Origin of the sequence: Heyndrickxia vini (genome assembly GCF_016772275.1) — a bacterium.
In the GTDB taxonomy this organism is placed as follows: Bacteria; Bacillota; Bacilli; order Bacillales; family Bacillaceae_C; genus Heyndrickxia; species Heyndrickxia vini.
The window spans coordinates 1,525,649-1,539,539 of the sequence record NZ_CP065425.1 but is presented as its reverse complement, the minus strand read 5'-3'; the positions used below and the strand labels follow the sequence as shown (position 1 = coordinate 1,539,539).

At 36.4% G+C, this 13,891-nt stretch carries 12 protein-coding genes; 2 read left to right on the top strand and 10 right to left on the bottom strand.

What is annotated here, in order from left to right:
• Nucleotides 1-126 precede the first annotated feature (126 nt).
• The 4 genes from I5776_RS07600 to I5776_RS07585 form a co-directional block, all read right to left on the bottom strand.
• Nucleotides 127-639 carry an adenine phosphoribosyltransferase gene (locus I5776_RS07600; RefSeq protein ID WP_202779957.1) on the bottom strand — a complete coding sequence of 171 codons (513 nt, stop codon included), beginning with the start codon at nt 637-639 and terminating at the stop codon, nt 127-129.
• A complete protein-coding gene (gene recJ, locus I5776_RS07595; protein ID WP_202779955.1) occupies nt 630-2,999 on the bottom strand; it encodes a single-stranded-DNA-specific exonuclease RecJ in 2,370 nt (789 codons plus the stop codon). Before recJ ends, I5776_RS07600 begins: the two co-directional genes overlap by 10 nt.
• Before the next feature lie 153 nt (nt 3,000-3,152).
• Nucleotides 3,153-5,414, bottom strand: coding sequence for a protein translocase subunit SecDF (gene secDF, locus I5776_RS07590; protein WP_202779953.1), 2,262 nt, complete (start codon nt 5,412-5,414; stop codon nt 3,153-3,155).
• A 162-nt stretch (nt 5,415-5,576) separates the two neighbouring features.
• Nucleotides 5,577-5,888: a post-transcriptional regulator gene (locus tag I5776_RS07585; protein WP_202779951.1), complete on the bottom strand. Its 312-nt coding sequence runs from the start codon at nt 5,886-5,888 to the stop codon at nt 5,577-5,579.
• Between the two features lie 109 nt (nt 5,889-5,997).
• Between I5776_RS07585 and spoVB the strand changes: the two genes are divergently transcribed.
• A complete protein-coding gene (gene spoVB / locus I5776_RS07580) occupies nt 5,998-7,542 on the top strand; it encodes a stage V sporulation protein B (RefSeq protein WP_202779949.1) in 1,545 nt (514 codons plus the stop codon).
• Nucleotides 7,543-7,999: 457 nt separating this feature from the next.
• On the opposite strand, the gene I5776_RS07575 is transcribed toward spoVB, so the two are convergent.
• Nucleotides 8,000-8,656, bottom strand: coding sequence for a DUF421 domain-containing protein (locus I5776_RS07575; protein WP_202779947.1), 657 nt, complete (start codon nt 8,654-8,656; stop codon nt 8,000-8,002).
• Between the two features lie 433 nt (nt 8,657-9,089).
• Between I5776_RS07575 and I5776_RS07570 the strand changes: the two genes are divergently transcribed.
• The gene (locus tag I5776_RS07570) at nt 9,090-9,437 is read left to right on the top strand and encodes a TIGR04086 family membrane protein (protein ID WP_246483948.1); all 348 of its coding nucleotides are present in this window, start codon (nt 9,090-9,092) and stop codon (nt 9,435-9,437) included.
• A 60-nt stretch (nt 9,438-9,497) separates the two neighbouring features.
• Here I5776_RS07570 and yajC read toward each other — a convergent pair whose 3' ends face one another.
• The 5 genes from yajC to ruvA form a co-directional block, all read right to left on the bottom strand.
• A complete protein-coding gene (yajC, locus tag I5776_RS07565; protein WP_202779945.1) occupies nt 9,498-9,791 on the bottom strand; it encodes a preprotein translocase subunit YajC in 294 nt (97 codons plus the stop codon).
• A gap of 18 nt (nt 9,792-9,809) precedes the next feature.
• On the bottom strand, nt 9,810-10,949 hold the full coding sequence (tgt, locus tag I5776_RS07560) for a tRNA guanosine(34) transglycosylase Tgt (RefSeq protein WP_213085695.1): 1,140 nt from the start codon (nt 10,947-10,949) through the stop codon (nt 9,810-9,812).
• Between the two features lie 125 nt (nt 10,950-11,074).
• Nucleotides 11,075-12,103 carry a tRNA preQ1(34) S-adenosylmethionine ribosyltransferase-isomerase QueA gene (gene queA / locus I5776_RS07555; protein WP_202780728.1) on the bottom strand — a complete coding sequence of 343 codons (1,029 nt, stop codon included), beginning with the start codon at nt 12,101-12,103 and terminating at the stop codon, nt 11,075-11,077.
• 58 nt (nt 12,104-12,161) lie between these two features.
• Entirely contained in the window at nt 12,162-13,169 is a 1,008-nt protein-coding gene (ruvB, locus tag I5776_RS07550) for a Holliday junction branch migration DNA helicase RuvB (protein ID WP_202779934.1), read from the bottom strand.
• A 47-nt stretch (nt 13,170-13,216) separates the two neighbouring features.
• Nucleotides 13,217-13,825, bottom strand: a complete 609-nt coding sequence (ruvA, locus tag I5776_RS07545) for a Holliday junction branch migration protein RuvA (protein ID WP_202779931.1) — start codon at nt 13,823-13,825, stop codon at nt 13,217-13,219.
• Nucleotides 13,826-13,891: the final 66 nt, after the last annotated feature.

Here is a 13,891-nt window from a genome sequence, read left to right as displayed (position 1 = left end):
TAAAGTAGTTGTGATAGATTTTTCTCGAAAATAACAAATTATTGTCGATTAACTAACAATTATTGTCTTTTATTCTAATTAATATGATAAAAAGCACTCACAAAGAGTGCTTCCTAACTAAAAAAATTAGTATTTCATTAATGTCAAAACATCATAACCTTCAAGTTTTTGTCTACCATCAAGATATGAAAGTTCAATTAGGAATGCGATACCCGCAACAACCCCTCCGAGCTCCTCAACTAATTTAATCGTCGCTTCAATTGTACCGCCAGTGGCAAGTAAATCATCAGTAATCAAAACACGTTGACCAGGTTTAATGGCATCCTTATGAATTGTTAAAGAATCCTTGCCATACTCTAAACCATACTCCACTTGGATTGTTTCACGAGGGAGTTTTCCAGGTTTCCTTACAGGTGCAAATCCAACCTCAAGTGCATAAGCAACGGGACAGCCAATAATAAAACCTCTTGCTTCAGGTCCTACTACAAGGTCTATCTCTCTTTCTTTTGCATATTCCACTATTTGGTCTGTCGCGTATTTGTATGCTTGTCCATTATCCATTAAAGTGGTTATATCTTTAAATACAATGCCTTCTTTTGGCCAATCCGGAACAATAGTAACATATTGTTTTAAGTCCATTGCTTTGTTTCCTCCTCAAGCTTCTCAGAACACGTCATTCTTTCATCGAACCATGATTTTAGGTCTTGATAGGATGAAAATAACAATTCATTTTCCAACTTAATTTTTTCTAACTTTTCTTGATAGGTTGTAGATTCCAATAAGTCCCTTTTCGATGTAGTGGGATTTAGTGAAATAAGCCCATTCTTTATTGTAACAAAATCTAATTCAAAAAACACCTTTGACATAAAATCAATTGTTTCTAACGACCAACCACGATGCGCCGCTAATTCTTTCCCAAACTTTTGGACATTAAATGGCCCACGCTTCCTCAAAAAAGCATAGAACCATTTAAAATGATCTCGAGTCGGAATCGTACTAAAAAAGTGGTTTTGCCTTTGGTAGAAATAGGTATAAATTCTGGATGGATTATATTTTTTAATTAATGCTTCTATTTTTTCTTTATTAGGTGGGAAATCAAGTAAGACGATGTTTCCACCACTCATATCATCCATTCCTGCCTCATCTAAATCGGTCAAATGAATTACCTTACCATTTATTTCGTCATTAGGAATTTTGCTTATTGTTTCTTCATTAAAAACAATAAAGAAGCTATTTGTATCTGGAACATCTTTAATCCATTTTTTCAATGGTCTATTCCCGCGAACATCGAAAAGTTGCCACTCGTTTATTTGTATATCTTTTAAAAAGATTTGCGGTTTTCGATTATTATTCCATTCATTGATGGCTAATTCACCTATTACGGAAACGGTAGCTAGTGGAGAAATATCTTGCACATAATTGCCTAACCCAAATCCAACTCCATCCAATTGGATACCTGACTTTTCAAGAATAACTTTTAAATGTTTATGATCTGCACCAATTTGGCGAATTTGCTGGATTGACACATTCTCAACTAATACTTTCGGCTTAGGATTTGCCATCCCATATGGTTCAAGCAATCGTAGTTGTTGAATCGATTCAAGATGAATATCTTCTAACGGAATAACAGCATCAATTGCAGTTAAAGGTACAAAGTCCTCCTTCGTTAGGATTTCACGTGCTAACTCGTTTAAACGCAAACGCAAATCACCAACATCATCTATATTTAACGTCATTCCAGCTGCCATCGTGTGCCCACCAAAGTGGGGTAAAATATCGCGACAGGTAGATAAATTTCTAAACAAATCAAATCCTGCAATACTGCGTGCGGACCCCTTTGCCAAATTCGTGGTTCGATCATAACTCAATACGATAGTTGGACGATAAAACTTATCAACTAATCGGGATGCAACAATTCCGATAACCCCTGCATTCCAGCCCTCTTTACCGATTACTAATACATGACTATCTTTTAAATCAGGGTCATTTTCAACCATTTCTATCGCTTCATTCGTTATTTCATTGACGATAGCCTGGCGTTCTTTATTCATTTCATCAATTTCTTTTGCAATATTTAATGCTTCTTGTTGCTCATTACTCAAAAGTAATTCTACAGCAGGATCAGCACTATCCAATCTACCTGCAGCATTTAAGCGTGGACCGATGACGAATCCGATTGTTTCCTCATTTATATCTGATTGCTTTGTTTTGGTAATTTCAAATAATGCCTGTAATCCCGGCCGCTCAGTTACGGCTAATTTTTTTAGACCATGTTTAACGATCAACCGGTTTTCTCCCCGCAAAGGAACTAAATCTGCGATTGTTCCTATTGAAGCCAAATCTACCAAATGTTCCGGAACACGTCCATATAGTGCATGTGCAACTTTAAACGCCACACCGACACCAGCTAGTTCTTTAAATGGATAGATGCTTTCGGGGTGATTCGGATGAACGATTGCCAAGGCACCTGGCAAGATTGGACCTGGTTCATGATGATCCGTAATGATTAAGTCTATACCTAGTTCTTCTGCAATGTTTGCCTCATGTATAGCTGCTATTCCAGTATCGACCGTTATAATAAGCTTAATTCCAATCGATGAAGCCCAGCGAAATGCTTCTTCATTTGGACCGTAGCCTTCCGTAAATCGGTTTGGTATATAAAAATCAACATTCGCACCTAAATCACGCAACACAGTTATCATAACAGAAGTACTTGTCACACCATCTGCGTCATAATCGCCATATACCAAAATTTGTTCGCCTTCATCAATTGCTTGGCGAATTCTTTTAACTGCTTTTTCCATACTATGAAGGAGAAAAGGATCATGAAAATCCTCCCCTTCACTGAATATAAAGTTACGGGCTTCTTCTATTTCAGTCATTCCACGATTAACCAATAATGCGGCTACTAGCGGAGTAATGTTTAACTCTTTTACGAGATGTTCTATTGCATTTTCATCTGTTTTCTGTACAATCCAACGGGTCTTTGACTTTAACATATTTCCACCCCTTCAACCTTTCCTATTATACAATTTACAAAACTAGCTGTCACTAATGTTCAATGCGATTAGAATTTCGCAATATATTTAACAGTACACTGTACAACAAAAAAGCTATCTGACTTTGATTCATCAGATAGCTTTTTTTATTGATTATACTTGAGGTTCATCAGACCATTTGCGTTTTTCTTTTACTGTTTTGATTGGTCCTTTTTTCTTTAATTCACGCTTTTTAAATACGTACCAAAGTTGAGCTGCAATGAAAATTGAAGAATAACAACCCATAATCAAACCAACAAGCAAGGCAATTGAAAAGTTTTGAATTGATTCACTACCGAATATAAATAATGCGGCAGCCGTAATTACAACGGTTAATACAGTATTAATTGAACGTGTCATTGTTTGGCGTAAACCAACATTTACAACTTCTGCAATATCTTCAGCTGTTTTAAAGCGGCCTTTAAACCTTGAATGATCCCGAATACGGTCAAACGTAACGATTGTATCATTAATCGAGTAACCAATAATGGTCAAGATTGCCGCAATAAATGTTAAATCAACTTCCAGTCTAGTAATACTAAAGAAAGTTACCATTAAAAATGCATCATGTAATAACGCAATGATAGCCGCAACACCCATCCGCCATTCAAACCGGATAGCTACATAAATGATGATTCCGATTGCAGCAAGAATAAGTGAAATAAACGCATTTTTTGCAAGTTCCTTCCCAACTGTTGGAGAAACTGTACTAACATTTGTTGGACCATATTTTTTTGTGAAATAATCAGTGATATGCGCTACTTCTGCTTTATTAAAAGTATCTTTAAATCGCATAACACCGATCTCATTTTTATTCCCAGACATAACAATATCTTCTGGAGTTAATTTTAATGTTTTCAAATCAGATTGTAATTGTGATGTTGTTAAAGATTGTTTTGACAGCACTTCTACACGGGTTCCTTTAGTATAATCAATACTTAAATTCAGGCGGAAAACCGATAATGCGATGATTCCTATAATCGTCAACACAATTGAAAACACAAAAAATTTATTATGGTGTTTTACAAAATCAAAGCGGTCAAAACGTGTTGAAAGCTTGTGTGCATCCATATTTTCCGTTATATCATGAATATCTTTTTTATTTACACCAAACCAGCTTGGTTTTTTCTTAAAGATATTACTATTTACCCATAAGCCTAATAATAGTCTTGAACCGTAAACAGCTGTGACAAAGCTTAATAAAATACTAATAATTAAAAGGGTTGCGAATCCTTTTACAGAGCTTGACCCATAAACGAATAAGACAACAGCAGCTAAAATCGTTGTAATATTCGCATCAAAAATCGTCATAAATGAGGATTTATTACCCGCTGCAAAGGCGGCCTTTACCGATCGGCCAACTTTCAATTCCTCTTTGACCCGCTCATAGGTAATAATATTCGCATCGACAGCCATCCCGACCCCGAGGATTAATGCGGCAATTCCCGGCAAAGTTAATACTCCGTGAATTAATTGGAATACAAGCAATGTTAAATAAATATAAATTGCAAGTGTTACAATGGCAATAAAACCTGGGAAGCGATAATAAAGTAACATGAATAAGAATACAATGGCTACTCCGATAATGCCTGCATCAACCGTTTTATTTAAAGCGTGTTCACCAAATTTCGCACCGACTGATGTCGAATACGTTTCTACTAGTTTCACAGGAAGGGCACCTGCTTTTAATAATGATGCAAGGTTTTGCGCTTCCTCTACCGTAAAGTTCCCTTCGATCGTGACAGTATCTGTATTAAATACTTCATTTACATTTGGATTTGAAAGAAATTTAGGATCTTTCTTCGTTACTTCTTTTTTATAAGAATCTTTGCCTTCTTCGAAATCCAGCCAAATAATCAATTGGTTATTTGGGGCCATATCTACTATTTTCTTCGTTACATCGTGAAATGTTTTTCGATCTTTCACTTGTAAGACAACATTCGGTTTCCCTGTATCAGTATAGGATTGTTTCGCTTTCCCTTCTACTAAATCAGTTCCATCCATTAATTTCTTGTCATTGACATCTCGGAAAGATATATTAGCAGTTGTAGCTAATATGTCGCGGGCTTCTTTTTGGTCTTTGACACCAGCAAGTTGAACACGAATCTGGTCTTTCCCTTCAATTTGAATAATCGGCTCATTTACCCCTAGGGCATTGACACGGCGGTCCAAAGCCTCTACAGTGTTCTTTAACACATCGTTAGTAATTTTTTGGCCTTTTTTGGCTGGCTCTACTTTATAAAGAACCTCAAATCCGCCTTGTAAATCCAAACCGAGATTAATATTTTTCAAAATCTTATTAGTTGTTCCGCCCATTAATCCCGCAAATAGTAAAACTATTAAGAAAAAGGCGACGATACGACTTCTTTTTACCATTATGTAAATCCTCCCTAGCAAATTAGAAAAGCACCACAACTTATATGTAGCTTGTACACTTATAAAAAAACAGTTATTAACATTATGAATCAGAAAAAAAAATGTGTCAATTTTTCTTTTTATTTGTGGATATTTCGCAAATTTATGAAAATCGAAAATGTATTAATCATTTGGCTTCAATAATTCTTGCAATTCATCTTCATTCAATTCCGCAAACCAATTTGGTGAACGATAGGCTTCAATTGCAGCGAAATTCATAAAATCCCCTGCTTTTAATGCAAGAATATCGGAAACGAGCTCGTGAATATGAATTTCACTTTTTCTTTTTTTCCATTTTTTCTTTGTTAAATACTTCCACAATTCTTCCATTGATACATGTTCGTAGCCCATAAAATCCAACTCATCTAATTTACTTTTTAATGCTGGTTCTAACAGAATAAAATATTTATCGTACAATTGATCGACTTCCTGCATCCCCTTTCGCCCCTTCAAAAAAATGAACTTGTCATGCTTTGTCCACTATGTTGCATATACATTTTATTGTATATGAAAATCCTGTATTTGAGAAGGTAGGTAAACATGGATGTCAAAGTTTTTAAAAGGAACAATGATCTTATTAATTGCCGGACTTTTTACGAGGGTCTTAGGATTCATAAATCGCATGGTGATCGCACGCTTTATTGGTGGAGAAGGTGTAGGTCTTTATATGATGGCTTTTCCTACCTTAATGCTAGTTATTACAATAACACAACTGGGACTTCCTGTAGCTATTTCAAAATGTATTGCTGAAGCAGCCGCCATCGGGGATCGTCAAAAAACAAAAAAAATTCTTGCAGTTTCTTTATCGATTACGATTTCATTATCACTAATTTTTACGCCAGGACTTATATTATCTGCGCCGTATTTAACGAAAACATTATTTACAGACCCACGCATCTATTATCCATTAGTGGCTATCTCACCAATAATTCCAATCGTAGCGGTTTCTGCTGTTTTAAGAGGATATTTTCAAGGGATGCAAAATATGAAGCCATACGCTATATCGCAAGTACTTGAACAAACTGTACGAATTATTTTGATTGCGGTCCTAACAACAGCATTTTTACCATATGGCATTGAATATGCCGCTGCAGGAGCCATGATTGCTTCCATTATCGGTGAACTTGCTTCACTTGCCTATATGTTTACGATGTTCAAACTACGGAAGAAATTCAAAGTGCGTAAGAAATTTTTTCAAGCGGTAAGTGCAGGAAAAGAAACGTTTCATGAACTAATGAGAGTTGCATTGCCAACAACAGGAAGTCGTTTTATTGGGAATATTTCATGGTTTTTTGAACCTATTGTCGTCTCACATGCTCTTGCTATCGCAGGATTAACTGCCACCCTTGCTACAAAAGAATATGGTGTCTTGACAGGTTTTGCAATGCCTTTACTTATGCTTCCATCCTTTGTCACCCATTCACTTTCAACCGCACTTGTTCCAGCAATAAGTGAAGCAACATCGCAACGAAATTTTCATTTAGTCGAACATCGACTTCAGCAAGCCCTTCGATTTGCACTTCTTGCAGGGGGAATATCCGTTGTTATTTTATATCTCTTTGCCGAACCATTAATGCAAATGATGTATGGATCTACAAATGGTACCAACTTAGTTAAACTAATGGCTCCATTTTTTATTTTCCAATATTATCAAGGCCCTTTACAAGCGACATTACAGGCTTTAGACCTTGCAAGGGCAGCAATGATTAATAGTTTACTTGGTGCTGTTGTCAAGCTTGGACTAATTTTTGTACTTGCATCAAAGCCCGACTTCGGAATTACTGGAGCAGCATTAGGAATAATGACCAGTACTTTATTAGTTACTTTACTCCATTTCGCCACTGTAATTAAGAAAATACAATTTACTATTTATGTACGTGAGTATGTAAAATTTATTTTCGGCACAGTATTAACAGGATTAATTGTTTATTGGTGGAAGGAACACTATTTATTACATGATAGTATATTTATTAAATTAGTTATCGGGATCCTTTTAACAATTTTCATTTACCTTGTGCTAATGCTTGCTACAAAACTTATAAAAAGATCCGACTTAACATATATCCCGTTTATTAGAAAGTTTTTGTAGAAGGGAAAAATTTCAACTTTTCCCCTTCTTTATGAAAGCTGTTTTTGGAGTGAGGTAAGTGAGGTGGCCGTTACTTTCCGCTACAGGAACCTGCTTTCCGCGGGGAGGAAGTCGAGCCTCCTCGGCGTACCGCCTGTGGGGTCTCGACCTTTCCTCTGCATCCCGCAGGAGTCGGGTTCCTTTCGCTCCAATCCACTCTGCGTTTCATATTTGTTAAATACAACGATCTATTGAATATCTTTTCTCAATTTTTTCCACTTAAAGTTCCGTTAAGAAAACTGATTGGAGCGGAAGGGTGCGAGACTCCTGCGGGATCAGCGGGATAGGTGAGACACCGCAAACGCGAAGCGTAGAGGAGGCTCACCGCCCGCCCCGCGGAAAGCGAGCACCCTGGAGCGGAAATCATCTCCATACTGATCATTAAACAAAGTTTGCAGAAATTTCTTAATGAAAACACTTATTCATCTTTTAAATCAATAAAGAACTCCCCGTCTTGGAAACTGCAAAATGAAATTTGATTAAGATCCTTATATCCCCTTTTTCTTAACTCACGCCGTAACCATATTTCTGAAACATTTCGATTTGCCAAATTTTCTTGTGAAATTTCACCATCAACAATAAATGGTAATGTATATGTTTTCTGCTGTTTCTTTTTATTATCCTTTTTAATAACGGATAGTTCACCAGATGTTTCTAAAATCGCATACTCCACATCAGTAATATTGTTAATATCCTTTTGTCTTAATTGCATTAATAAATCATCAAAATTATAACGCTGTTTTTTCATTGCCTTTTCATCAATTTTTCCTTTTCGAATAATAATTGATGGAGTGCCATCAATTATTTGACGAAATTTAGGAACCTTTAATGAAATAAGTGCAAACATCACCTGAATTCCAAGTAATATAACCATTGGTTCGATTGTATGTGCAATCGGTTCTTTATGATTTTCAATCGCAACAGCAGCTAGTTCACCGATCATAATGAAAATAACAAGATCCAATACACTTAATTCTCCAATCTCCCGCTTGCCCATTAGTCTAAAAATAACCAATATGACAAGATATAAAACAACGGTTTTCCAGCCAATTGTAAAATAGTGATAAAAATCCATATCCAATATCCTCCTATACACATTCACTCGCCCTTAGTATGACCATATTTCCTATTAACATTTTGGAAAAGCTTGTTAGCATAAGAAAAGCGGAAGCGCCTTGCTCATCGACGTAAAAACTGGAAGGACTTTGACTGAGATAAAGGAAACGCGGGTGATGCAAGGCGAATCGATGTTGACTTATCGTAGGGAAAAGTCCTGAAGTTTTCTAGTCGATAGGCGCTGGAGCTAGACAAAGCAGATACTTTTTCAAGAATATTAACCTCAAAAAGTTTTATACCTTCTTACATTTTGTAAAAAGAAATCCTTAAAATAAAATATTCTAAATTAAAAAGTTGTGAATATGCTTGTACTAAGGGACAGAACTATTTTATGAGGGGAGAGATGAACAATCGAAACAAAAAAGTTAGGAACTAGTATTTTATACGGAATATTGACTATTTTTGTTTTAATTACGATATCTAGCCTAATCTTGTCTACCGTTTTGCGATTTTCAGATGTTCAAGAGAATTCCATTAAATTACTAGTAACAATAATTTCATTTATTGCATTATTCGTAGGGGGTTTTGTTTGCGGCGGAAAAGGACAACAAAAAGGATGGATTTCAGGAAGTCTTACCGGTATTACTTATACATTAATTATTTTTCTTTTTCAGTTTTTAGGATATGGTAATATTTTTTCTGGAGAACAAATGGTCTATCATATTTGTTACATTGCAACGGCTATGATGGGTGGCGTATTAGGAGTTAATATTATGAGTGATCATACGAGAAAAGCATAAAATTACTTTTAATAAGATAAAGGAGAAGCAAAACCAATAGGTGCTTCTCCTTTTCTTTAATTACTCAGCAGTTTGAGTAGTAACAGTAGATGCAGCTGACTCCACTACCTCTCTGATAGCAGAACGATCATATGTTAGACGGCTGCCATCGCCACATTTGATAACAATTTGTCTTTCATCAATGGCATCAACTATACCATGTAAACCACCGATTGTAACTATTTTATCCCCTTTTGATAAGTTGTTTTGCATCATTTGAACATTCTTTTGTCTCTTTTGATTTGGTCTAATGAGCAAAAAGTAAAATAAGACAAACATTAACAAAATGGGTAGTAATCCACCTAAACTTTGCATTATTTCCCCTCCTTCCTTTTAGAAGTTTTTCGCATCCGGACAGTTAAATCCATATTGCTCAAAAAATTCTTCCCTGAAATCACCAAGTCTGTCTTCTTTAATAGCTTGTCTGACTTGTTGCATTAATTGTATCAGAAAATGGAGATTATGGTAAGTTGTAAGCCTAATTCCGAAAGTTTCGTCACATTTTATTAAATGTCGTATATAGGCACGCGAGTAATTTTGACACGTATGACAATTACAATTTTCATCCAACGGTCTATAATCTCTTGCATACTTCGCATTTTTCACGACCAATCTCCCTGTGCTCGTCATACATGTTCCATTGCGACCAATTCGTGTCGGCAAAACGCAATCAAACATATCAATGCCTCGAATGGCTCCATCAATGAGTGAATCAGGTGATCCTACGCCCATTAAGTATCTTGGCTTATTTGTTGGAAGTAATGGTGTAGTGAATTCTAACACTCGATTCATTACATCCTTAGGTTCCCCTACGGATAACCCCCCAACAGCGTAGCCAGGAAAATCAAGTGAAGTTAGATCCTTTGCACTAAGTTTTCTTAAATCCTCATATTCTCCACCTTGAACAATACCGAATAAACCTTGATCCTCTGTACGAGAATGCGCAGATAAACAACGTTCCGCCCAGCGAGATGTTCTTTCTACTGATTTTTTCATATACTCATGTGTAGCAGGAAATGGAGGGCATTCATCAAAAGCCATCATAATATCTGAACCAAGTGCATTTTGAATTTCCATTGATTTTTCTGGCGAAAGAAATAACTTGTCGCCATTTAAGTGATTGCGGAAAAATACACCTTCCTCTTCAATTTTTCGAAAATGGCTTAAACTAAATACTTGAAATCCACCGGAATCAGTTAAAATTGCTTGATCCCAGTTCATAAATTTATGTAATCCACCAGCTTCCTTAACAATCTCATGACCAGGCCTTAGCCAAAGATGGTACGTATTACTTAAAATAATGCCTGAACCTATTTCCTTCAATTCCTCAGGGGACATCGTTTTTACAGTTGCTAATGTCCCTACAGGCATAAACATAGGCGTATCATAGGATCCATGTGGAGTATGGATTTTCCCAAGACGAGCACCGGTTTGTTTACATGTCTTAATTAATTCATATTTAATTGCCGTCAAAGATAATTCTCCTTCCAATCTATAAAGCATATGTAAAGTTTGTTGTTTTGGGAATGAACCGTTCCTTTCCGCTGCAATCCACTCTGTGCGTAAATATTGCTTCCAACAATCTTCTAGAAAAGGGGCTAAATAATCAACATCGCATCTCCAAAACTGAAGAAACGATATTTTTGATTCACTGCTTCTTCATATGCATGAAGAACATGTTCTCGCCCTGCTAATGCACTAACAAGCATGATTAACGTTGATTTAGGTAAATGGAAATTTGTGATCATTCCATCAATCCCTTTAAATTCGTAGCCTGGGAAAATAAAAATGTCTGTCCAGCCACTTGTAGATACAATTTGCCCGTCATTTGCACTGGCAATCGTTTCTAAAGTTCTCGTTGATGTAGTCCCAACTGAAATAATTCTTCCTCCCCGCTGTTTCACGCTGTTAATAAGCTCAGCTGTTTCTTCGTTTACTTGATAAAATTCAGCATGCATGGAATGATTATCAACATCTTCTACACTAACAGGGCGAAAAGTACCAAGACCAACGTGTAAAGTTATAAATGCGATATGGACACCCATATTTTTAATTTCTTCAAGCAAAGCTTCTGTAAAATGTAACCCAGCAGTTGGAGCCGCGGCTGAACCGCTCTCTTTCGCATAGACCGTTTGGTAGCGATCCCGATCATCTAATTGTTCCTTAATATAGGGTGGTAATGGCATTTCACCAAGTGCGTCCAGTACTTCATAAAAAATACCTTCGTATTGAAATTGAAGGATTCTTCCGCCATGTTCCTTTTCTTCGATACAGGTTGCTTTAAGCTTTCCATCCCCAAAGACGATTTCTGAACCGATTTTAATGCGTTTTGCCGGTTTAACAAGTGTTTCCCATCGATCATCTTCGATTTGTTTTAATAATAAAACTTCTATTTTTGCCCCCGTATCCTCTTTTATACCAAACAGCCTTGCAGGTAATACTTTCGTATCATTCAATACTAAACAATCACCTGGTTGTAAATAGTCGGTAATATTTTTGAAAACGGTATGTTCAAGATCACCTGTTTCCTTATTTAATACCATTAAACGACTATCTGAACGGTTTTTTAACGGTGTTTGAGCAATTAAAGATTCTGGTAAATTAAAATCAAATAAATCAACTTTCACTGATGTCACCTTCATTTATTATTGTTAGATTGTTGAATATTGAAAAATGTTTAATCTTTCATATTGTCGGAACTTCCATTTGAAAATGATGATATACAAGATTAGTAACAATTCTACCTCTCGGAGTTCGTTGTAAAAATCCAATTTGAAGTAAATATGGTTCATAAACATCTTCAATCGTTTCCGGTTCTTCACCGATACTCGCGGCAATCGTTTCAAGTCCAACTGGCCCACCACGGAATTTTTCAATTATCCCTTTTAATAATTTATGGTCAATATGATCAAGTCCTAAACGATCGACCTGCAACAGTTCTAGCGCATGATCGGCTAAAGACATTGTAATTACACCATTTCCCCGCACCTGAGCAAAATCTCGGACACGTCGCAGCAACCGATTGGCAATCCTTGGAGTTCCCCGCGAGCGTCTCGCAACCTCACTGGCTCCAATCGTTTCAATTTTAGTATTTAATATTTCCGCCGTTCTAACTACAATATCTGTAAGTTGCTGTTCAGTATAATATTCTAGTCGGCATAATACCCCAAAACGATCCCTTAAAGGAGCTGAAATGGCACCTGCCCTCGTTGTAGCACCGACTAGAGTAAAAGGTGGTAAGTCCAAACGAACGGATCTGGCACTCGGTCCTTTTCCAATTACAATATCCAAACAAAAATCCTCCATTGCAGGGTAAAGAATTTCTTCAATTGAGCGTGGTAAACGATGAATTTCATCGATAAATAATACATCACCAGGCTCCAATGCAGTGAGAATAGCAGCCAGATCTCCCGGTCGCTCAATAGCCGGACCGGAAGTCGTTCGAATATTTACTCCCATTTCATTCGCGATAACGGTTGCTAACGTCGTTTTTCCTAGTCCAGGTGGTCCGTATAATAATACATGATCCAACGTTTCATGTCTTTGTTTTGCAGCTTCAATAAAAATTTCTAAATTATTCTTCACCTTATCTTGACCAATATACTGCTGTAAGGTTTGCGGACGTAAACTTAATTCAAACGTTTCCTCGAGTTCAGTTGCTTCCCCTGAAACCATCCTCTCCTTCTCCTCCATTTAACTCCCTCCTTTGTCGAAGATCTAGTTACATGTGCGAAAAATTTTTATTTTACTAACTTTTTAAGTGCGGCTTTAATATATTGATCGGTAGTTAATTTTTCTTTTTGTAGATCTGCTGATATTTTCTTTATTTCTTTATCAGAATAACCTAAAGCCTTTAATGCCAAAATTGCTTCATCAAATTGCGCGGAAGTATGGGCAATTAGTTCCACTTTATCAGTATTAAATAGATTCGGAAAGTAATCGGGAACAATATCTTGTAGCTTCCCTTTTAAATCAAGTATCATTTGTCTCGCAGTCTTTTTTCCGACGCCGGGAAATTTAGTTAAAAAGTTTTCATTTTCATTTTCAATTGCTTCAATCACTTGACTAGGTTCACCAAATGCAAGAATTGCTAATGCACCTTTTGGTCCGATTCCCGAAACATTAAGTAATTTTTTAAATAAGGTTTTTTCCGAAAGTGTGTGAAATCCAAAGAGCGAAATTGCATCTTCGCGGACATGTTGGTAGATGAATATTTTCTCCGAAGTATTTTGATTAACTGTAAAAACAAATGGATTCGGTGTGAATATTTGGTAACCAATGCCATTGTTGTCAACGACAACATATTCCGGAGTCACCATTTCGATAGTCCCTTTAATATACTCGTACAAATCAGTTCTCTCCCTATATATAAAACAACATTCATAACTTCCATTGTACCATACTCTATGAAAAGT

Excerpts from the sequence above, each read along its gene's own strand:
- I5776_RS07585 (WP_202779951.1), bottom strand. The coding sequence starts at position 5,888 with ATGCAGGAAGTCGATCAATTGTACGATAAATATTTTATTCTGTTAGAA.
- I5776_RS07575 (WP_202779947.1), bottom strand. The coding sequence starts at position 8,656 with ATGGATTTTTATCACTATTTTACAATTGGCTGGAAAACCGTTGTTTTA.
- ruvB (WP_202779934.1), bottom strand. The coding sequence starts at position 13,169 with ATGGAGGAGAAGGAGAGGATGGTTTCAGGGGAAGCAACTGAACTCGAG.
- yajC (WP_202779945.1), bottom strand. The coding sequence starts at position 9,791 with ATGCAAAGTTTAGGTGGATTACTACCCATTTTGTTAATGTTTGTCTTA.
- I5776_RS07600 (WP_202779957.1), bottom strand. The coding sequence starts at position 639 with ATGGACTTAAAACAATATGTTACTATTGTTCCGGATTGGCCAAAAGAA.
- spoVB (WP_202779949.1), top strand. The coding sequence starts at position 5,998 with ATGTCAAAGTTTTTAAAAGGAACAATGATCTTATTAATTGCCGGACTT.
- secDF (WP_202779953.1), bottom strand. The coding sequence starts at position 5,414 with ATGGTAAAAAGAAGTCGTATCGTCGCCTTTTTCTTAATAGTTTTACTA.
- recJ (WP_202779955.1), bottom strand. The coding sequence starts at position 2,999 with ATGTTAAAGTCAAAGACCCGTTGGATTGTACAGAAAACAGATGAAAAT.